This is a genomic window from Thioclava sp. JE_KL1 (assembly GCF_009296265.1).
In the GTDB taxonomy this organism is placed as follows: domain Bacteria; phylum Pseudomonadota; class Alphaproteobacteria; order Rhodobacterales; family Rhodobacteraceae; genus Thioclava.
The window spans coordinates 152,969-172,518 of record NZ_WBJS01000007.1 but is presented as its reverse complement, the minus strand read 5'-3'; the positions used below and the strand labels follow the sequence as shown (position 1 = coordinate 172,518).

Annotated in this window: 17 protein-coding genes; 4 read left to right on the top strand and 13 right to left on the bottom strand. The window is 64.7% G+C overall.

Annotation, left to right across the window (positions count from 1 at the left end; translation table 11 throughout):
• Positions 1 to 3: 3 nt before the first annotated feature.
• From ftsH to F8R15_RS14850, 10 genes are all read right to left on the bottom strand, one after another.
• A complete protein-coding gene (ftsH, locus tag F8R15_RS14895; protein ID WP_078521918.1) occupies positions 4 to 1,917 on the bottom strand; it encodes an ATP-dependent zinc metalloprotease FtsH in 1,914 nt (637 codons plus the stop codon).
• A gap of 82 nt (positions 1,918 to 1,999) precedes the next feature.
• Positions 2,000 to 3,223 carry a tRNA lysidine(34) synthetase TilS gene (tilS, locus tag F8R15_RS14890; RefSeq protein ID WP_368731059.1) on the bottom strand — a complete coding sequence of 408 codons (1,224 nt, stop codon included), beginning with the start codon at positions 3,221 to 3,223 and terminating at the stop codon, positions 2,000 to 2,002.
• Between the two features lie 10 nt (positions 3,224 to 3,233).
• Positions 3,234 to 4,067, bottom strand: a complete 834-nt coding sequence (ybgF, locus tag F8R15_RS14885; protein ID WP_306461405.1) for a tol-pal system protein YbgF — start codon at positions 4,065 to 4,067, stop codon at positions 3,234 to 3,236.
• 5 nt (positions 4,068 to 4,072) lie between these two features.
• Positions 4,073 to 4,606, bottom strand: a complete 534-nt coding sequence (gene pal, locus F8R15_RS14880; RefSeq protein WP_078545208.1) for a peptidoglycan-associated lipoprotein Pal — start codon at positions 4,604 to 4,606, stop codon at positions 4,073 to 4,075.
• A gap of 71 nt (positions 4,607 to 4,677) precedes the next feature.
• Positions 4,678 to 6,000, bottom strand: a complete 1,323-nt coding sequence (gene tolB, locus F8R15_RS14875) for a Tol-Pal system beta propeller repeat protein TolB (protein WP_152845116.1) — start codon at positions 5,998 to 6,000, stop codon at positions 4,678 to 4,680.
• Positions 6,001 to 6,102: 102 nt separating this feature from the next.
• Positions 6,103 to 7,332: a cell envelope biogenesis protein TolA gene (locus F8R15_RS14870; RefSeq protein WP_152845115.1), complete on the bottom strand. Its 1,230-nt coding sequence runs from the start codon at positions 7,330 to 7,332 to the stop codon at positions 6,103 to 6,105.
• Positions 7,333 to 7,351: 19 nt separating this feature from the next.
• Entirely contained in the window at positions 7,352 to 7,831 is a 480-nt protein-coding gene (gene tolR / locus F8R15_RS14865; RefSeq protein ID WP_078540251.1) for a protein TolR, read from the bottom strand.
• Positions 7,832 to 7,833: 2 nt separating this feature from the next.
• Positions 7,834 to 8,529: a protein TolQ gene (gene tolQ / locus F8R15_RS14860; protein ID WP_078521931.1), complete on the bottom strand. Its 696-nt coding sequence runs from the start codon at positions 8,527 to 8,529 to the stop codon at positions 7,834 to 7,836.
• A 115-nt stretch (positions 8,530 to 8,644) separates the two neighbouring features.
• Positions 8,645 to 9,046: a tol-pal system-associated acyl-CoA thioesterase gene (ybgC, locus tag F8R15_RS14855; protein WP_078521933.1), complete on the bottom strand. Its 402-nt coding sequence runs from the start codon at positions 9,044 to 9,046 to the stop codon at positions 8,645 to 8,647.
• Positions 9,036 to 9,731: a hypothetical protein gene (locus tag F8R15_RS14850; RefSeq protein WP_244176581.1), complete on the bottom strand. Its 696-nt coding sequence runs from the start codon at positions 9,729 to 9,731 to the stop codon at positions 9,036 to 9,038. Before F8R15_RS14850 ends, ybgC begins: the two co-directional genes overlap by 11 nt.
• A 413-nt stretch (positions 9,732 to 10,144) precedes the next feature.
• Between F8R15_RS14850 and ileS the strand changes: the two genes are divergently transcribed.
• The gene (ileS, locus tag F8R15_RS14845) at positions 10,145 to 13,129 is read left to right on the top strand and encodes an isoleucine--tRNA ligase (RefSeq protein WP_152845114.1); all 2,985 of its coding nucleotides are present in this window, start codon (positions 10,145 to 10,147) and stop codon (positions 13,127 to 13,129) included.
• A 62-nt stretch (positions 13,130 to 13,191) separates the two neighbouring features.
• Here ileS and F8R15_RS14840 read toward each other — a convergent pair whose 3' ends face one another.
• The 3 genes from F8R15_RS14840 to motA form a co-directional block, all read right to left on the bottom strand.
• On the bottom strand, positions 13,192 to 13,584 hold the full coding sequence (locus tag F8R15_RS14840; RefSeq protein ID WP_152845113.1) for a DUF805 domain-containing protein: 393 nt from the start codon (positions 13,582 to 13,584) through the stop codon (positions 13,192 to 13,194).
• 79 nt (positions 13,585 to 13,663) lie between these two features.
• Positions 13,664 to 14,095 (bottom strand): flagellar FliJ family protein, encoded by a 432-nt coding sequence (locus tag F8R15_RS14835; protein WP_078540255.1) that lies wholly within the window; start codon positions 14,093 to 14,095, stop codon positions 13,664 to 13,666.
• A 7-nt stretch (positions 14,096 to 14,102) separates the two neighbouring features.
• On the bottom strand, positions 14,103 to 14,972 hold the full coding sequence (gene motA, locus F8R15_RS14830) for a flagellar motor stator protein MotA (RefSeq protein ID WP_078545191.1): 870 nt from the start codon (positions 14,970 to 14,972) through the stop codon (positions 14,103 to 14,105).
• A 231-nt stretch (positions 14,973 to 15,203) separates the two neighbouring features.
• Here motA and F8R15_RS14825 point away from each other — a divergent pair, with 231 nt between their 5' ends.
• The 3 genes from F8R15_RS14825 to F8R15_RS14815 are packed head-to-tail and all read left to right on the top strand — an operon-like array spanning position 15,204 to position 19,543.
• Positions 15,204 to 16,340 carry a hypothetical protein gene (locus tag F8R15_RS14825; RefSeq protein ID WP_152845112.1) on the top strand — a complete coding sequence of 379 codons (1,137 nt, stop codon included), beginning with the start codon at positions 15,204 to 15,206 and terminating at the stop codon, positions 16,338 to 16,340.
• A 3-nt stretch (positions 16,341 to 16,343) separates the two neighbouring features.
• Complete coding sequence (locus F8R15_RS14820; RefSeq protein WP_152845111.1) at positions 16,344 to 17,690, top strand: FkbM family methyltransferase; 1,347 nt, start codon at positions 16,344 to 16,346, stop codon at positions 17,688 to 17,690.
• A complete protein-coding gene (locus F8R15_RS14815) occupies positions 17,687 to 19,543 on the top strand; it encodes a hypothetical protein (RefSeq protein WP_152845110.1) in 1,857 nt (618 codons plus the stop codon). Before F8R15_RS14820 ends, F8R15_RS14815 begins: the two co-directional genes overlap by 4 nt.
• The last annotated feature ends 7 nt before the right edge of the window (positions 19,544 to 19,550 follow it).

Below are 19,550 nucleotides of genomic sequence, written 5' to 3'. Positions count from 1 at the left end.
CGGTCAGGCCGAAGGCTCGGGGGTGGTTTCCGCCCCGCCGTCGCCCTGATCCTTTTTCTTGGACGTTTTGGGCAGCGCGGTCACCGACGGCAGGCTCCCCGAGGAGCTGTCATCGTCGTCGCCGCCCAGCGGCTCTCCGGAGAGGACCTTCTTGATCTCGTCGCCGGTGAGGGTTTCGTATTCCAGAAGGCCTTGCGCCAGACGTTCCCAGTCCTCGATCCGCTCGGTCAGGATGCGGCGCGCTTCCTGGTAGCCGTCTTCAATGAGGCCGCGCACCTCTTCCTCAATCAGCTCTTTCGTCTTGGTCGAAACCGAGAAGCCAGCGGTGTTGCCCTGATAGCCCTCATGTGCCTCGGCATAGTCGATATTGCCGACTTTCTCGGACATGCCCCAGCGCATCACCATGGCGCGGGCAATCGCCGACGCCTGCTGAATGTCGCCCGCGGGGCCGTTCGAGACATGCTCTTCGCCCCATTTCAGGATCTCGGCTGCCTTGCCTGCCATGGTCATGGTGATCTTCTGCTTGGCCTCGTCCTTGTGGTAGTTGAGCTTGTCCATCTCGGGCAGCGAGACGACCATACCCAAGGCCTGACCGCGCGGAATGATCGTGGCCTTGTAGACTGGATCGCATTTCGGCAGCGACAGGCCGACGATGGCGTGACCGGCCTCGTGATAGGCGGTCATTTCCTTCTGCTCGGGGGTGAGCACCATCGAGCGGCGCTCGACACCCAGCATCACCTTGTCCTTGGCGTTCTCGAAATCTTCCATCGAGACGAAACGACGCCCGACGCGGGCCGCCATCAGCGCGGCTTCGTTCACGAGGTTCATCAGGTCGGCGCCCGAGAAGCCCGGCGTACCACGCGCGATGGTGCGCAGGTCGACATCCGGCCCCACCGGAACCTTGCGCGAGTGAACCGTCAGGATCTTCTCACGGCCCTTGATGTCGGGGTTCGGGACGTGGATCTGACGGTCGAAGCGGCCCGGACGCAGCAGCGCGGGGTCGAGCACGTCTTTACGGTTCGTCGCCGCGATGATGATGATGCCTTCATTGGCCTCGAAGCCGTCCATCTCGACCAGAAGCTGGTTGAGGGTCTGTTCGCGCTCGTCATTGCCGCCGCCGATGCCGACACCGCGGGCACGACCCACCGCGTCGATCTCGTCGATGAAGACGATACAGGGCGCGTTCTTCTTGGCCTGCTCGAACATGTCGCGGACACGGGATGCACCCACACCCACGAACATCTCGACGAAGTCGGAGCCCGAGATGGTGAAGAAAGGCACGCCCGCCTCGCCCGCAATGGCGCGGGCCAGAAGCGTCTTACCGGTACCCGGAGGGCCGACCAGCAGCGCGCCTTTCGGAATCTTGCCGCCGAGGCGCGAGAATTTCTGCGGGTTGCGCAGGAATTCCACGATCTCTTCAAGCTCTTCCTTGGCTTCGTCGATACCCGCCACGTCGTCGAACGTCACGCGGCCATGTTTCTCGGTCAGGAGCTTCGCCTTGGACTTGCCGAAGCCCATCGCGCCGCCTTTGCCGCCGCCCTGCATCCGGTTCATGAAGAAGATCCAGATGCCGATCAGCACGAGGAAGGGAAGCCAGACACCCAGCAGCGACATGAAGCCCGACTGCTGCTGTTTTACGACGCTCACCGCGATGCCCTTGTCGATCAGCTTCTCTGCGATCTGATCTTCCATCGGCTTGATGGTGGTGAAGCTTGTTCCATCGGCGAGCTGGTAGCGCACCTCTTCGCCATCGAGGCGAACGTTCTTCACCTCGCCTTTATCGACGGCGTCCATGAACTCCGAGTAGGTCGCTTGGGACGAGTTCATCGAAGATTGCCCATCACCGAAAAGGTTGAACAGGGCTAAAATCAGCAGGAACAGCACCGCCCAAAAGGCCAGATTGCGCGCATTACCCAAGGAATATCCTCCAATCGTATCGGGCGGCTGACCTGCGGTCGCCGCCTCTTCCTCAGTGAAAATAGGCATTACGCGCCGGGGTTCAACGTCGAATTAGCCAAGTGGCGAATGCGTCGCGGGAAATCCGCGCCCGCCAGCCTGCGCCAAAGCCCGCGATCGGCGCCGCGACAAGCGTCTCGCCGCGCCAAATGGCGGGGCTTGCGGCAAGCGAGGCACGCGGAAGGCCGGTGTCGCGCCAGTCGGGGCATTGGCGCAATCCCGCCTCCTCCAGCGCCGCGACTTCCGCCACGTCGGCTGCGGGCCCGGTGAGCTCCCAACGGTCCCAAAGCGCGGCGCCAGCTTCGACAGCCACGTGCAGATCGGCCACGGCCTGCGCCTCGCGGGTGATGCGGATCGCGTCTTTGCCGGAAGTGATGCGGCAGCCATGCAGGGTGCGGTCGCCGGGCAGTGCGATCTCCGAGAGCAGGCTCTGCACCTTCGCCGCGCGTGGCGCATACTCCGCCCCCGAGACCCAGCGCAGCGCCGCCACGATCAGGCGACGTTGCAATTCCGGATCCATCGCGGCGAAGCCGGTGGCATCGATCAGCAGATCGCCCGACAGCTCGGAGACGTGACGTGCGACCTCCGCCAACAGCAGCCGGTGCAGTGCCGCATTCGCAGCCGAGAGGTTCGCCGTGACCCCGGCGATCGCCTGCGCATCGACGCCCAAAGGCGCGAGCACCCCGAGCGCCTGACGCGCCTTGACCCGGTCGAAGCGGTCATTCGCGTTGGAGGGGTCGTCGATCCACATGATGCCTTCCGCGCGCAGATGGTCGCGCAACGACTTGCGTGTCTGGCAAAGAAACGGACGATGCCATGTTACGCCCTCGGCCTCGAACCGCGGACGCATGCCTGACAGCCCCTCCAACCCCGCCTCGCGGGCGAGCCGCATCAGGAAGGTCTCGGCCTGATCGTTGGCGGTATGCCCCAGCGCGACATGGGCAATCCCGTTTTCGCGTGCCCAAGCGCCGATCAGCCGCAGACGCGCCCGGCGCGCAGCATCCATCAGGTTGCCCTCGGCGGTGGTGCCGTCCCAGCGGAGAACTGAGTGTGTAATACCACGTGTCTCACAGAACCGCCCGACAAAGGCAGCCTCGTCGGCGGCCTCGGGGCGCAGCCCGTGATCCACCGTCACCGCGGCGACGTCGAAATGCTCAGCCAGCAGCACCAGCGTCGCCATCGAATCCGAGCCCCCGGAAACGGCAACCCCGACGCGCCGGGGCGCATCGGGGTCAAAACCGTGTCTTGCGATGTCGTCCAGCGTCACCGGAGCGCGCTCACTGGCATCCCAGCGATTGCTGCGCGCTCTGCGCCTCGCCCGCCGCCGATGAGCCCGGGAAGCGTGCGCTCACCTGACCCAGCGTGGTGCAGGCCTCGCTCTGCTGACCGAGCTGCCCCAGCGCCTTGCCGAGCGACAGCAGGTTGTCCGCCGCCCGCGACCCTTTCGGATCGGCGGAGAACCCGTCGAGCCATGCCCGTGCAGCACCCGCCTCGTCGCCCTGCTTTTGCAGCGCGAGACCGCGATAATACATCGCGTCGCTGGTCAACGGAGAACCGGGATAGGTCTGCCGGAAGGTCGTGAGAAGATCGGCCGCCGAGGCGTAATCGCCATCCTCATAGGCTTTCTTGCCCGCTTCGAAATCCGATTTCTCGTTGATCGCGAGATCGGGGCCGGGCGTCGAATCCGGCGCAGGGCCGGTGACCGAGGGCGCATTGGTCGGTGCGTCGCCTCCCAGCGGCTTGGCCATGCCCAGCTTCGAGATGTCGCAGTTCTCTTCCATCTCGCAGACCCGGAAATTCAGATCGCCGATCCGCTTCGTGCCATCGGCGACGACGCGGTTGATCTTGTTTTCCAGTTCTTCGACGCGGTCGGTCATATGCGTCAGCGACAGCTCCATCGAGTCCATGCGCTGCAGAGCGGAATCGCCACCCGCTTTCTGCAGCCCAGCCTGGCCAGAGGATTTCAGCTCTTGGCGCAGGCTGTCGATCTCGGTCTGAAGCTGACCCAGTTCGGTCTTGATATCCGCCAGCGTCTGGGCGCGGTTCGCGTCCTGAGCCAGCGCGGGCGCGGCTGCCAGAACAGCCGCGCCGAGAAGCAAAGCTCTCAGCATCGCGATCAGCTCCCGACCGCCGATTGCGAGATCACCGTCACCGCGCGACGGTTTTTCTGGTAGCACTCCTCAGTGGAGCAGATCGCCAGGGGGCGTTCCTTGCCGTAGGAGACCGTGCGCAGACGGTTGCCGGCCACGCCCTGGCTGATCAGGTATTCCTGTACGGCCGAGGCACGGCGTGCGCCGAGCGCGAGGTTGTATTCGCGGGTGCCCTGCTCGTCGGCGTGGCCTTCGATGATTGCAGTGTAGCTCGGATGGCTCACCAGCCAGCTTGCCTGCTGGGTCAGGATGCCGCGGGCGGTGTCGGTCAGGGTCGACTGGTCAACCATGAAGTGCACCATGTCGCCGATGGTCTGGCTGAAATAGGCCGGCGAGTTCGGGTCGTTGATCCCGCCTTGGCTTACGCCGTCCATGCCAGCGCCGCCCGGGCCGAGCGCGCCGCCGGGACCGGTCGCGCCGGAGCCGTATTGATCGGGGTTCGAACAGGCCGCGAGGCCCAGCATCGAGATGGCCAACACGGCCTTCACTGCAAAATTCATTGGTTCCGCCTTTGTTGATCTGCCCATTGCGGGCGAGCCTACCAGTTTCTCTAACGCTTGTTAATCCGCCCTCAGGGCAGAAGCGGCGACCAGGCCGGGTCCGATGCGGCGCCCGGCGTGGAGACTTTCTTCAGGTTGCGCCCGGAGATGTCGACCGAATAGAGCGAGGCCGAACCTTCGGCGCCGGGGCTCTCCCGGGTAAACATGATCACGCGGCCATTGGGCGACCAGGTCGGGCCCTCGTCGAGGAAGGACGAGGTCAGCAGGCGCTCTTCCGAGCCGTCGGTACGCATCACGCCGATATGGAAACGGCCCTGGTTCTGCTTGGTGAAGGCGATCATGTCGCCGCGCGGCGACCAAACGGGGGTCGAATAGCGCCCGTCGCCGAAGCTGATCCGCGTCGCGTCACCGCCGCTCGCGGGCATGATATAGAGCTGCTGCGTGCCCGAGCGGTCGGATTCGAACACGATCCGCGAACCGTCTGGCGAGAAGCTGGGCGAAGTTTCGATCGCAGGCGAGGTCGTCAGGCGCTGGGTCTGCCCCGAGCTGATATTCATCATCCACAGGTCGGTATTACCGTTCTGCTCCATCGAATAGACGATCTTCGTGCCATCGGGCGAGAAGCGCGGCGCGAAGGTCATAGTGCCGGGCACTTCCGGCAGAAGCCGCGCCGAGGCGGTGGCCACGTCGAGCATCTTGATGCGCGGGAAGCCCGTCTCGAAGGTGGTGAACAGCACCTTAGTGCCGTCACGCGAGAAGCGCGGCGCGAGCACGATGGTCGAGGCATCGGTGAGATAGGTCACGTTCGCGCCGTCGTAATCCATCACGGCGAGCCGTTTCTGGCGGTTGTCCTTCGGCCCGCTTTCCGAGACGAAGACCACGCGGCTGTCGAAATACGGCCCCTCGCCCGTGATGCGCGAATAGATCACGTCCGAGACCTTGTGCGCCAGACGCCGCCAGCTTGCCGGCGAGGCTGCAAGCTGCTGCCCGTCGCCCATCTGCTGTCCGGAGAACACGTCGAAGAGGCGGAACTTCACGACCACCTTGCCGCCCTGCATCCCGACCGAGCCCACGACCAACGCCTGCGCGTTGATCGCCTGCCAGTCGGAATATTTCACCGGCGTATCGAAGCTCGACACGTTTTGGATATAGGCGGATTTCGGGATTTCGCGGAAAAGGCCCGTTCCCGTCAGGTCGCTCGAGATCACCTGCGTGATCTGGCTCGCCATCTGGCCCGCTTCTTGAGTTTCGGGGATGAACCCCGCGATCGCGAACGGCATCGGCTCGATCACACCGTCGGTGATCTCGATATGCAGCGGTTCGGAATCCTGCGCGGTTGCGGCGATGGGTGCCAGCATCACAGCCGCCAGCAAACTGAGAACGAAACGCATCATGTCACACACTCCCTTTCCGGGTCTTGCCCGGTTTGTAACGCGCTGCGGCACGATCGTGCATCACAACCCCATGACACCGCGCGGAAACTCGCCGATCCACCGTCATTTCATCCTCATTTTTTCGGGATTGAAGTCGATGGTGATCGTTTTCCAGCGGTCGTATTTCTCCGGCGGCAGCGGGAAGCCGTCCGAGCCGCACAGAACGATAGCGCGACGCCCGGCCTCGAAAGCCTGATCGACCGCGTTGCCGGTGCCGCCCGTCGCCCCGACCAGCTTGATCGAGGAGATGATCGGGTGGCCATCAGGCTGCATGTCGACCGACAGCGTCACCGTGGTTCGCAGCGCATCCGAGCTGAGCGCACCGGTGTTCCAGCATTGCTTGATGTCGACGATCAGCGCGTCTTTCTCGCCCGCGGTGATCGGCGGCCCCGTCGGCGCAGAGCCGGTGCCGCCCGTGCCCTCGCCACCCAAGGCTGCCGCGAGCGCATCGTTGACCGAGGCGCTGTCGACTTTCTTCGGCTCGCTCGGCGCGGGCTTGGTTTCTGCCGGTTTCGGCTCGGCAGGCTTCTTCTCGGCGGGCGCGGCGGCCGTCTGCGTCTCTTTCGGCGCAGGCGGTTTCGGCTTGGCGCTCGGACGCGGCGAGGCCAGCGGCGCAGAGCTTTCCGGCTTGTCTTCGGTCTTGTTCGCTTCGGTCACGATCTCGGTCGAAGCTTCCGGCGGCGCGGTCGCCTCCTTCGGCTTCTCAACCGGCTGATCGGGCGTATCGGCGGGTTTGGGCGCCTCTTGCGGCTGCGCCTGCGGATCGACCTTCGCTTCGGGCGGCGGCTCGGGCGCAGGGGTCGGTGCCACGCGCGGCGCCTGTTTCGGCTTCGGCGCGGGAGAGATGTCGGGCGTGACCGTCGGCGAGGGCTCCTCGACCGGCGGCACGATTTCGGGCGGCGTGTCGCTCACCTCGGCGGGCGGCGTCGGCTCTTGCAGGGCCGAGACGTCGGGCTGCGCATCAGGGGCCGGATCGGGCTGCTGCATCGCCTGCGGCTCGGGTTCCGGCTTGGCCTGCGGCTCAGGCGCGGGCGTCTCGGGCGGCGGTGTCGTCTCGGCGGGCGTATCGGGCGCCGTGGGCGCGACCGAATCCGGCGTCGGCTGCGGCGCATCCTTCGGCGCCGAGGCCATCATCGTGTTGAAGTCCTGCTCGGACATCACCGCGACCTGGCTGATCACCACCGGCTCGTTCGGCTTCGGGAAGAACCACTGCCCCCCGGCAATGACCCAGAAGAGCACGCCCACATGCAGCGCGCCCGACAGGCCGTAACCGATCTTGTCCGCACGGTTCATGCGATGCTGCCCCCTGGGCTCAGTTCCCCGCAGGCGCCGTCAATTGCGGCCCTCCGGTATCGGTGACGAGCGTGATGTTCGAGAACCCCGCGCCGTTGAGCGCGCCCATCACCTGCACCACCTGAGAATAGGAAATCTTGCCGTCAGCGCGCAGGAAGACCTTGTTGCTGTTACGCTCGGCCGAGATCGCCTTGAGACGGTCGATCAGCTGATCCTGCGGCACTTCCGAGTTCATCAACGAGACTTTCCCGTCCGCCTGAAGCGAGATCGTCAGCGGCGTTTCCTGCTCGGTCGGCACGGCCTTGGCCGCCGTCTTCGGCAGCTCCAGCGGCACGCCCACCGTCATCATCGGCGCGGCGACCATGAAGATCACCAAGAGCACCAGCATCACGTCGACCATTGGCGTGACGTTGATCTCGCTCATCGCGGCATGACGGCCCCGCCCGCTCCTGCGGCGCCGCGATCCGCCCGATCCGCGTTTTGCAACACCCGCGCCCATGATCAGCTATCCAACTGGCGCGACAGGATGGTCGAGAACTCGTCCGCGAAGGCCTCGTAGTTGCCCGCGATACGATCGGCATCGGACGACAGCTTGTTGTAGAAGATCACCGCCGGGATTGCCGCGAGCAGACCCAGCGCGGTCGCGACAAGCGCTTCCGAGATGCCGGGTGCCACAACGGCGAGCGAGGTGTTCTGCGAGATCGCGATCTCCTCGAAGGCGACCTTGATCCCCCAGACCGTGCCGAACAAACCCACGAAGGGCGAGATCGAGCCCACGGTCGCAAGGAAATTCAGCCCGTAATTGAGGTTCTCGGTGGCTTTCTGGATCGCGACATCCATCGAGCGTTCGATCCGCGCCTGCGCGCCGGTGATCAGCGCGCCGTCCTGACGGTGCGAGCGACGCCATTCCAGCATGCCGGCGGCGAAGATCTTCTGGCTCGCGCCCTCGGGCGCGGGGCCGATCTGGTCGAACAGCTCATCGAGCGGCTCTCCCGACCAGAAGGCCCGGTCGAAGGCTTCCGCCTCGGAGCGCGCCGCGCGATAGGCGATGAATTTGCGGATGATGATCGCCCAGGACCAGAAGCTGGCCACCACGAGAATGATCATCACGAGTTTGACGGTCAGCGATGCGCGCAGAAAGAGCGCAAGCAGGGAGAAGTCGATCTCCTGCGCCATCGCAAGCGAAGATTGGTCCATAGGTACTGCTCGCCGGTTGGGGCCACGTTATCGGGCCTCTGATTACCAGCGATTCTATATCAGCAGTAAGGGGAACGCCATAACAACAATGTAACCGGCGAAACCCCGCCGCTTTTCAGTGCAGTTTCGGGGCCAGTTTCCGGCGAATATCGGCGGGAAGCCGCTGAGCCGCGCCCGCCTCATTGAGACAGACGATGGTGACCTGCGCGGTGAACAGCACCTCGCCGTCGCGCTGCACCGTCTGCTCCATCACGAAACGCGCGCCCGTTTCGGCCACCAGATCGGTCGTGACCACCAGCTCGTCGTCGAATTTCGCGGGGCGCAGATAGTCGGCCTCGACCCGGCGCACCGCGAAGACCACGCCGTGATCGGCCTTCAGCGCGACCTGATCCACGCCCAGCGCGCGGACGAATTCGGACCGCCCGCGCTCGATGAACTTCAGGTAATTGGCGTAATAGACGATCCCCGCAAGATCGGTGTCCTCGTAATAGACCCGGATCGGAAACTCATGCGCCATTCTCGTTCTCCTGATCGTCCGGCTCTGCCTCGCCCACTTCGCGCGACAATTCCCGCACCGCCTCTGCGGCCTCGCCCTGACGCAGACCTGCGCGGGCGGCAAGGCGCAGCGCGTGGCTCGGATCTTTGGCAACCGCCGGCATCGTCGGATCGTAGCCCGCCGCAATGATCGCCGCGATCTCGGGGCGCAGTACGGTCACCCCGCGCGCCACCGCCAGCGGCGAGCGCTTCACGAAGGCCTTGTCGGACCAGAGCAGGATCATCTGCACCGCCTGGCTCAGCGCGATCACCTCGGCGGGCACCTCGTCGAGCCCGGCATCCATCCGCACGAAGGCGAAACAGGCCCGGATCGCGCCGTCCTTGTCGAAGCGGAAGACGCGATACTGGTTCGCGCCTTGATCGTCGAGCCGGATCACCAGATCCTGCAGCCCGTCGATCAGATGATCGAGATTGGGCACCTCGAGCAATTCCTGCCAGTCACGGAAGAAGAAGATCATCAGGTTCGCACCGAGCTCGGGATCGGTCTCGGCCATCTTGTGCCCGGCCAGCGCGACCACCGCCTCGACCGCGCCTTTCACGGTCGCCAGCGTCGCAGCCTCGACCCCGAAGACCACCGGCACGACCGGGCGCCCCCAGCGCGCGAACAGATACTCGTCGGAGGAACGCCGGAAGAGCTGCTCCACCATTTCGCCCGTGATCTCTGCCTGTTCCGACATGCCGCCTCCCTCGCTTCGCCCTGACCCTAAGAGATCACGACGGAGGGGGAAAGGGGCCAACCCCTCTGCCGCGCCTCCCCGGCTCTTGCCTGCAGCGGCATTTCGGCGTGGCACAAATATCCCGGGGGAGCGCCCGACAGGGCGTGGGGGCAGCGCCCCCTCTTCTTCGGCATCTCGCTCCCCCACAGTGACGGGCGGCAGCCCTTCCTGATCTGCGCTTGCCGCCCTGCGGTCGCGCGCCTATAAGGGCGGCATGTTCTTGCTGGCTGCATATCCGCGAATTACCTGCCCGGCGCTCTGACGCGTCAGGGTAGCCGGGATATTGCGCCAAGCCCCGAGGCGTGCGCGCGCACGCCCTTCCCTTTCCCAAGGACGACAATTCCATGAGTTCCGACCAGACCACCGAGACGACCGCCCCCGATTATCGCGGCACCGTCTTCCTGCCGAAAACCGATTTCCCGATGCGCGCGGGCCTGCCCATGCGCGAGCCCGATTGGCTGGCGCGCTGGGAGGAGATCGGCGTCTATGATCGCCTGCGCGAGAAGGCCGCGAAGGACAACCGCCCGAGCTTCGTGCTCCATGACGGCCCTCCCTATGCGAACGGCCATCTGCATATCGGTCACGCGCTCAACAAGATCCTGAAGGACTTCATCACCCGCTCGCAGCAGATGATGGGCCGCGATGCGCGTTACGTGCCGGGCTGGGACTGCCACGGCCTGCCGATCGAGTGGAAGATCGAAGAGCAGTATCGTGCCAAGGGTCTCGACAAAGATGCTGTCGACGTGGTGGATTTCCGCCGCGAATGCCGCGCCTTTGCCGAGAACTGGGTCGAAATCCAGCGCGAGGAATTCAAGCGTCTGGGCGTCTATGGCAACTGGGCCGATCCGTATCTGACCATGAACTACCATGCCGAGGCGGTGATCGCCGAGGAGTTCATGAAGTTCCTGATGAACGGCACACTCTATCAGGGCTCCAAGCCAGTGATGTGGTCGCCGGTCGAGAAGACCGCGCTGGCCGAGGCCGAGGTCGAGTATCACGACCACACCAGCCACACGATCTGGGTGCGCTTCAAGGTGCGCCGGGGCGGCAACGCTGCGATGCCGACCGAGGATGCGGTCGAGTATGATGCGGCCGATCAGGCGCTGCTGGCCGATCAGTTGCACGAGGCGAGCATCGTGATCTGGACCACGACGCCGTGGACGATCCCGCAGAACCGCGCCGTGTCCTTCCATCCGGGCATCGCCTACGGCCTTTACCGGGTCGATACGCTGGGCGAGAAATCGACCGCCGAAGAAGGCGAGTTGCTGCTGATGGCCGATGCGCTGGCGCAATCGGTGATGGATCAGGCGAAGGTCGAGAGCTTCACCCGCGTGCGCGACGTGTCGGCAGCGGAGCTGGAAGGGCTGACCCTGTCGCACCCCTATGCCGGCGTCGACGGCGCGAATGGCGAATGGGATTTCGACGTGCCGGTCCTGCCGGGCGATCACGTGACCGACGACGCCGGGACCGGCTTCGTGCACACCGCGCCGTCGCATGGTGACGACGACTATCAGATGGGCCTTAAGTTCGGTCTGCCGATGACCTACAATGTCGAACCCGACGGCACCTACCGCAAGGATCTGCCGCTGTTCGGCGGCGAGGCGATCGTCGCGGCGGACGGCAAGGACGGCCCCGCGAACGTGTCGAACATCAAGCAGCTCGCTTGGGCCGGTGCGCTTCTCGCCAAGGGCAAGATCAAGCACTCCTACCCGCATAGCTGGCGCTCGAAAGCACCGCTGATCTATCGCAACACGCCGCAATGGTTCGCAGCGATCGACCACACGCTCGACGATGGCATGGGCACCTATGGCGACACGATCCGCAAGCGCGCGCTGACCTCGATCGAGGAGCTGGTGACCTTCACGCCCGAGAAGGGCAAGAACCGCCTGCATTCGATGATCGAGAACCGTCCCGACTGGGTGCTGAGCCGTCAGCGCGCCTGGGGCGTGCCGCTGACCTGCTTCGTCAAGAAGGGCGCCAAGCCCACCGACGAGGACTTCCTGCTGCGCAATGCCGAAGCCAACGCCCGCGTCATCGCCGCCTTCGAGACCGAGGGCGCGGATGCGTGGTATGAGGACGGCTTCAAAGCGAAGGTTCTCGAAGGTCTGGTGAACCCCGACGATTACGAGCAGGTCTTCGACGTGCTCGACGTGTGGTTCGACAGCGGGTCCACCCATGCTTTCGTGCTGCGCGACCGCGCAGACGGCACCGAGGATGGCATCGCCGATGTCTACCTTGAGGGCACCGACCAGCACCGCGGCTGGTTCCACTCCTCGCTGCTTCAGGCCTGCGCCACGAAAGGCCGCGCGCCCTATCGCAACGTGGTGACGCACGGGTTCACGCTCGACGAGAAGGGCATGAAGATGTCCAAATCGCTGGGCAACACGATCGTGCCCGAGGAAGTCATCAAGCAATACGGCGCGGATATCCTGCGCCTCTGGGTCGCGCAGACCGACTTCACCGAGGATCAGCGCATCGGCCCGGAGATCCTGAAAGGCGTCGCCGACAGCTATCGCCGTCTGCGCAACACGCTGCGCTTCATGCTGGGCAATCTCGACGGGTTCTCCGACGCCGAGCGCGTCGATCCGGCCGAGATGCCGGAGCTGGAGCGCTGGGTGCTACACCGTCTGGCGCAGCTCGATACCGAGGTGCGCAAGGGCTATGACGCGTTCGACTTCCAGGGCGTGTTCCAGCAGCTGTTCAACTTCTGCACGGTGGACCTGTCGGCCTTCTATTTCGACATCCGCAAGGACGCGCTCTATTGCGACCCGGAAGACGGCCTGCGTCGCCGCGCGGCGCGCACGGTGCTGGACCTTCTGTTCCATCGCCTGACGACCTGGCTCGCGCCGATCCTCGTCTTCACGACGGAAGACGTGTGGCTGTCGCGCTTCCCGGGCGACGACGCCTCGGTGCACCTGCAGGACATCCCCGAGACGCCCGAAGCTTGGGCCGACGCGAGCCTTGCCGCGAAATGGGACGGCATCCGCCGCGCCCGTCGCGTGGTGACGGCGGCGCTGGAAGTGCAGCGCTCGGCCAAGGTGATCGGGGCCTCGCTCGAGGCGGCACCTGTCGTGCATGTCGAGGATGCGGACGTTCTTGCGGCGCTGAAATCTGTGCCCTTCGAGGATCTCTGCATCACCTCGGATATCGCGCTGACCGCCGATCCGGCCCCACAGGAAGCGTACCGCCTGCCCGAAGTTTCGGGCATCTCGGTGGTCTTCGAGAAGGCGGATGGCGAGAAATGCGAACGCTGCTGGAAGATCCTGCCCGATGTCGGCAGGCATAAGCATCCCGGCACCTGCAAACGGTGCGATGCGGCGCTGGACTGAGCAGACCGCTACCAAAGACGGAATGAAGGGCACCCCGCGCGGGTGCCCTTTTTCATGTCACCTCAGGACGGCATCTGATGCGGCGGCAGAGCCGGAGGCCCGAACCGGTTGCCGCCCGTGGAGCCGCGCTGGACGGTAAAGAAGAGCAGGACCAGCGTCCCGATCACCGGGATCAGCGCGATCAGAGCCCACCAGCCGGTCCGGTCGATATCGTGCAGCCGCCGCACCAGCACCGCGAGCGAGGGCAGGAACACGACGAGCGAGAAGATCGCGCCAAGAAGCGACGCATCGTCCCGCATCATCATCGGACCGAAAAGGATACGGTCCAAGATGCCGAAGACGATGTTGCCGAGAAAGATGAACAGAACGAACCACCAGAATTCGAGCCGGGCCGCGCGGCCGGTGAAGGTCACGTAGTTCGAGAAACATTTGCGGATTGCGTCGCTGAACTCCATCGGAGCGTCTCCCTCTGTTTATGTGCCGTAGGGAAAGCTTAGCCGCAGGGTCGCTCTCGACGCCAGCCTCAATGCAGATTCAGACGGCGTCCCTGTCGCGCAGCCAGCGTTGCAGCGTGCGCTCTTCGGCCTGTGCCTGCTCGCGCTTTGCCAGCTCCGCTGCCCGTTCGGCGCGGGCACGGTCGAGAAGCGTGTCGTAGGTCTTCGCCTCTCGAAACAGCTCTCGCATCCGGTCTTCGAGCGGCACGCGGCGCTCGTTCAGCGCGCCGATTTCCTGATCGAGCCAGGAGACCGTCTCGCGCACCGCCTCGCGAAACCCGGCCGCATAGGGCGCGGTCTCGGGCGAGGTGACGTGAAGCTCGGCGCGGGCGCGCTCTGTCAGCGTATCGCGTTCGCCTTCCAGCCGCGCAACCTGCGCATTCAGTTTCGATAGCTCGCCAGCCTGCTCTTCGAGCTCGCGCCGCCGCAGCCGCCCGATCACCTCCAGAGCCGCGATCCGGTTGCGCGCCATCGCCTGTTTACGCCGCCTGTGGCAGTTCTTTCTGCGCCTGTTCGACGGCGTAGAAATCGGGCTGATAGACGGTGGGGATACTGCCGCGACCAATCTCGATGCAGATATTCGGCGGGTGGTCGCTCACCAGCGCCACGAAAATATCGCGGATCACGGCATAGAATGCGGAATCCTCTTCCTCGATCTGGCGCAGACGCCCGGACATCGGCTGCACGAAGCAATAGGCAAGGAACACGCCGAGGAAGGTACCGACGAGCGCACCGCCGATCATGCCGCCCAGAATTTCCGGCGGCTGGTCGATCGCCCCCATCGTTTTGATCACGCCCAGAACGGCCGCGATGATGCCGATGGCGGGCAATGCGTCGGAGACGGTTTGCAGCGCCGAGGCCGGTGCCATGACCTCGCGGTGATGCTTCTTGAGCTTGCGGTTGATGACATCCTCGGTCTGGTACTTGTCATCGAAGTTCATCGCCAGCATCCGGAAGCTGTCGGTAATCAGCTGGATCGCGAAATGGTCCTTCAGGATGCGCGGATAGCGACCGAAGATTTCGCTCTCTTCCGGGGATTCGATATGCGAGTCGAGCGCGATGATCCCCTTGTTGCGATAAAGCCGCGACAGTTCGAACAGCAGATTGAGCAGATCGGTGTAATCCGCCGTCTTCCACTGGCTGCCCTTCATCACTTTCACAAGCCCGCGCCCCGAGCGGCGGATCATGCTGAACGAGTTCGCGATCAGGAAAGAGCCCAAGGCCGCGCCGCCGATCATCATCCCTTCGAAAGGCAGAGCGTGGATGAGAACGTCCATACTGCCGCCGGAGAGAAGGAAGCCACCGAACACGAGGCCCACGACGGCCAATAGGCCAAGGATGATCGTCATTATTCTTTGTCCGTGTGTTTCGCGCCCTGCGGTCTTTCACCGACAGCCGCCGTTTCCTGAAATTCTTGCTAAATCTCCGGTGACGCTCCCGTTAAGTCAAGTATAAATGCCGATATTGCGAGCAAGATTAAGCATAAATCGAATATTTCGGAGGCTTAACAAGGAAACTTGACCGATTATCCATGAATAGATAGGTTCAATCCAACACGGATCTTGCATTCAGGGCATTTCATGAGCGCCAGCGCGGAAGCCATAGCCTTTCTGCTTGAAGAGCAGGACCTGCGCCATCTGTTCCAGCAATGGCCGCAGCAGATGTGTCTGGCTGTGGGCCTCGACCCGGAAGGCGGCTGCGCGATGCTGGTCTTTCACGCAAGCGAGGCCGAGCGCGTCCTGCCCCGACTCGCGCGCTCGATGAACTGGCGCGCGGATGAGTTCAGCGTCATTCCGAAGACCGACGGTTACCGGACCCGGCGGATGCTGTTTTCCGACGAGCAGAAGATCCTGTCGCTTGTGCATGAGACCGACGATCTTCCCGAGATCGCGCGCGATTACGCGATCAACTTCGCCTATGCCGCCGATGAGGGGCTCGACCCGGAAGCGCTGACCGATGCGAAATCGGCCTCGGTCTCGCCCGCGATGCGCGAGGTGGAACGGCTTCTGTCGGAGCTGAACCCGGAGCAATCCACGACCACGCCGCCCGCAAGCAAGATCGCCGCGCCCCCGCCACGTGCCAACGCAGAGGCCGCGCGCGCTAGCGGCGAAGATGGCGGTCCGCCCGGCTTCCGGCGGTTGAGCGATACGCACCGGGCCGAGGCCCTGATGGCGACTTGCGAAATTAGCCTGAGCGCCGACACCGTGCGCATTTCCATCGAAGACGCCGGTGCCGATGCGCAAAGCTTCGGGGTGCGGGACGTCTATTTCCGGGACGATCTGCACAGCTTCGCCATTCCGGTCGCCGAACTGGCGCGACAGGGCGCGACCGCCCTGCCCGGTCAGATTCACGCCCCCGCAGACCATTTTCCCGCCTCGCTTCTTGCGACCCTACGGCGGACCCAGCTTTCGGCGCGACTGACCGCGCTCGACCACTTTATCTTCATCGCTCCCGAAGCCGCGAAGCAACCGGCCGCCCCCCTCGCCGCACCGCTGCGCGAAGAGACAGGCAAGCTCCCGGCGAAGCGCGCGGGCGCGAAGCCGCAGATGCGCACGATGCTGGGCGGTGCGGCGCTGATCTTCTTCTCGGCGCTGGCGCTGCAACTCGGCCTGACGCCCGCGCTCAGCCATGGCGAGGCGCGGAAGGTCTCGCTCGATACGATCCGCGAATCCGTCTTCCAGTCGCTTACGGATCAACAAACCGGCGAGGAGCGCTGAGCCATGGATTGCGCCATCATCACCCCCATCGGCCCCGGCCACCGCGCGCTGTTCGAAGAGAGCTGCGCGCCCTCCGTCGAGACCGCGATCGGCTTTTCCAAGGGCCCGTTCGACCAGATCCATCACTACGCGATGGACGACACCCAAGGGCTTCACGGCCGGTCTGCGCGCCGCAACGCCGCGATCCGGCAGGCACAGAAGGCAGGCATCGAGTGGATTTTCTTCCTCGATGCGGACGACGTGCTGACCCCGAATGCCTTCGAGGCCTTCGGCGCGCGCCTTGCAGCGGAGCCTAATCTCGACGCGCTTTGGGGTCTGATCTGCGAATTCGACGCGGCGGGCGAGCCGCAGCTGCGCGACGGCCAGCCTGCCGAGATTTCCGCCTACGCGGAGTTTCTCGCCACGCCCCCCTTCTTCGCGGTTCAGATCGGCGCCTTCATCCGCACCGAATTGGTCGCGCGCTTCGGCTTCGATGAAGCGATGGATACGGGCGAGGATTACAAGCTCTACCTGCAACTCTGGCAGACGGGGAATTGCGCGAAACGCCCCGAGATTTTCTTCGTCAATCGCCGCGACCAGCATTCCACCGGTCCGCGCTCTGCGACGGGGGCCGATTGGGCCCGGCAGGTCGAACGGATGTGGGCTGACGCGGTCGAGCGCGATCCGGTCTGGGCGCAGCTCGACTATCAGGGCGTGGCTGCGAAGATGCAGATCACCAACCCGCTCGACATCATCCAGAACACCCATCTGCAGGGGCGGTTCTTCGAGGATAGCTCGCTCGAGAAGCTGCGCGATCTGATCGGCGTGGCGCACCCGCATATTGTCGAGGTCGGCGCGAATATCGGCAATCACGTCGTCTGGTATGCGCAGCATCTGGACCCGGCGCGCATCTATCCGGTGGAGCCGAACCCCGCGGCGCTGACGCTTCTGGACGGCAATATCGCCGCAAACGGGATCGGAGACCTGATCGACCGGCGCGGCATGGGCTTCGGCGTGGGCCGTGCGGAGGGTAGTTTCCGCGCCGAGACGACGGAGGAAAACAACCTCGGGGCTACGACACTGGTCGCCGATGAGGCGGGCGAGTTGAAGGTCGTGACACTGGACGCGCTGATGACCGATGCCCGCGCCGATTTCCTCAAGATCGACGCCGAAGGGATGGAGCTCGATGTGCTCGCCGGGGCCGAGGCGCTGATCGCGCGCGACCGCCCGCTGATCTGGGTCGAGACCCGCCGCGACAATCTCCTTGCCTTCGCGCAGGAGTGGTGCCGCGCGCATGACTACGTGCTGATCGACAGCGTGTTCTACGTCCACTCGATCGACTACTTCGCCATTCCGAGGGAACGCGCATGACCCAGACAACCCTCTCGCGCAGAGACCGGCGCGCCCGGACCGCCAAGGCGTCGAAGTATTACGGCATCGCTGATGGCGCCGCGGCACTGACGATGCACGAAGCCTATGAGGCGCTGGCTGCGGCCGACGGCCCGAAAGCCGCGCGACTGGCGCATGAGGTCAGCCAGACCCACCCGGCCAACCGCCACCCGTGGCTCGTGCTTGGCACCGTCGCGCTGGATCGCCGCGAAGCGGAGGCGGCCGCGCAGTTCTTCGAACGCGCGCTGCTGATCGCGCCCACCGATGCGATGGGTTTGGCGGGGCTAGGCAAAGCGCGGGTTTTGAAGGCCGACATCTTCGCGGCCATCGATCTGTTCGCGCAGGCAATCGAGCGTGGCAGCGAAGACGTTCCGATGGCCCGCCTTTATGCCGATCTGATGGGGCGGCTCGACCGGTCGACCACGGCCGGACGAAATCTGCGCAAGATGGCTCAACGCATAAAAACGGCCGAGATGTGGCTCATCACCGCCGATGCCTTTGCCTCCGGCGAAAGTAACGCCGAGGCCGCGCCCGCCTATGAGGAAGCCGCGCGTCTCGCCCCGCAGCCCCTTTCCCACCGGATCGGGTTGCTCAAGGCGAAACTTTTCCGGCAGGACTATCAGGGCCTCATCGCCGGAGCCGACGCCCTGCTGTCCGAGCTTGAGAAAACGAACGCGCATCGCGACGACGTCGTGACTCTGCGCATGGCCGCGCTGCGGGCGCTGGGTGACATCCCGCGCGCGCTCGAAACCCTCTCGCATCGCTTCCAGGATCCGGCCCAGTTTCAGCGCGCCCTCGGGTTTTCCGCCAATTGCCACCTCGACCGCGAGGCGTTCCATGAGGCGCATATTGCCTTCCGGGAGGCGCTGCATCTTGTCGATGGCGGCGGGCTCTGGGTGAAGCGCGCCTATGGCACCTTCCTGATGGGACAGGGCGATTTCGCTGGCGGCGCGCCTTACTACGCGGGACGCCAACCCGAGGCGAACCGCCGCCGTATTCCCTACGAGAACTCCGAACCCGATCGCCTCACCGCGCGCGAGCGTCTCTTTCTGGTCGACGAGCAGGGGATCGGCGATCAGCTTGCGCTGCTGCCGATCATCGACCGAGCCCCCCTCCCCCCTGGGGCGAAGGTGACTTTCGTGGGCGAGGCAAGGATGAAGCCGCTGATCGAGCGCTGCGGCCTTGGCGTCGATTTCGCGGAGACCACCGAGGTCGACAAGATGAACGTCGCGCCGGAAGAGATGATCTTCGTGGGCGATCTGGTGCGCTATCTCAGCGTCGAGGCGCTCGCGGAACAGTCGCTGGGCGGCTATCTGCGTGCGGATGCCGAGCGGGTCGAGGCGATCCGCGCCCGCTACCGCGAGATGGCGCAAGGCGGCCCGGTCGTGGGCATCGCCTGGCACAGCAACGACCCGATCACCGGCGCGCATCGCTCCCTCGCGCTCGACACCCTGCTGACGGCGCTGCCCGAGGGTGCGCTGGTGGTGAACCTGCAATATGGCGACCGGGAAGCAGAGCTTGCACAGGCCGCCCGCACGCGCCCCGATCTGACACTTTTCGGCGATCCAGAGATCGACCAGCTCGCCGATCTCGACGGGTTCGCGGCGCAGATCATGGCGCTCGACCGGGTGGTGAGCATCGACAACACCACCGCCCATGTCTGCGGCGCGTTGGGGCATCCCGACAGCCATGTGCTGATCCCGAAAGGGGCGGCCTGCATGTGGTATTGGGGCCGTCACGGAAGCCCGGATCGCTGGTATGGCAATCTGCAACTTCATCGCCAGACGCAGCTTGGCGACTGGAGCGGTCCGCTCTCCGAGATCGCCGCGCTTTAAGGGGCGC

Coding starts and splice junctions, on each gene's coding strand:
- F8R15_RS14825 (WP_152845112.1), top strand. CDS start 15,204: ATGAGCGCCAGCGCGGAAGCCATAGCCTTTCTGCTTGAAGAGCAGGAC.
- F8R15_RS14840 (WP_152845113.1), bottom strand. CDS start 13,584: ATGGAGTTCAGCGACGCAATCCGCAAATGTTTCTCGAACTACGTGACC.
- ileS (WP_152845114.1), top strand. CDS start 10,145: ATGAGTTCCGACCAGACCACCGAGACGACCGCCCCCGATTATCGCGGC.
- tolB (WP_152845116.1), bottom strand. CDS start 6,000: ATGATGCGTTTCGTTCTCAGTTTGCTGGCGGCTGTGATGCTGGCACCC.
- tolR (WP_078540251.1), bottom strand. CDS start 7,831: ATGGGCGCGGGTGTTGCAAAACGCGGATCGGGCGGATCGCGGCGCCGC.
- F8R15_RS14820 (WP_152845111.1), top strand. CDS start 16,344: ATGGATTGCGCCATCATCACCCCCATCGGCCCCGGCCACCGCGCGCTG.
- ybgF (WP_306461405.1), bottom strand. CDS start 4,067: ATGCTGAGAGCTTTGCTTCTCGGCGCGGCTGTTCTGGCAGCCGCGCCC.
- F8R15_RS14835 (WP_078540255.1), bottom strand. CDS start 14,095: ATGGCGCGCAACCGGATCGCGGCTCTGGAGGTGATCGGGCGGCTGCGG.
- tolQ (WP_078521931.1), bottom strand. CDS start 8,529: ATGGACCAATCTTCGCTTGCGATGGCGCAGGAGATCGACTTCTCCCTG.
- F8R15_RS14870 (WP_152845115.1), bottom strand. CDS start 7,332: ATGAACCGTGCGGACAAGATCGGTTACGGCCTGTCGGGCGCGCTGCAT.
- motA (WP_078545191.1), bottom strand. CDS start 14,972: ATGACGATCATCCTTGGCCTATTGGCCGTCGTGGGCCTCGTGTTCGGT.
- F8R15_RS14850 (WP_244176581.1), bottom strand. CDS start 9,731: ATGGTGGAGCAGCTCTTCCGGCGTTCCTCCGACGAGTATCTGTTCGCG.
- pal (WP_078545208.1), bottom strand. CDS start 4,606: ATGAATTTTGCAGTGAAGGCCGTGTTGGCCATCTCGATGCTGGGCCTC.
- F8R15_RS14815 (WP_152845110.1), top strand. CDS start 17,687: ATGACCCAGACAACCCTCTCGCGCAGAGACCGGCGCGCCCGGACCGCC.
- ybgC (WP_078521933.1), bottom strand. CDS start 9,046: ATGGCGCATGAGTTTCCGATCCGGGTCTATTACGAGGACACCGATCTT.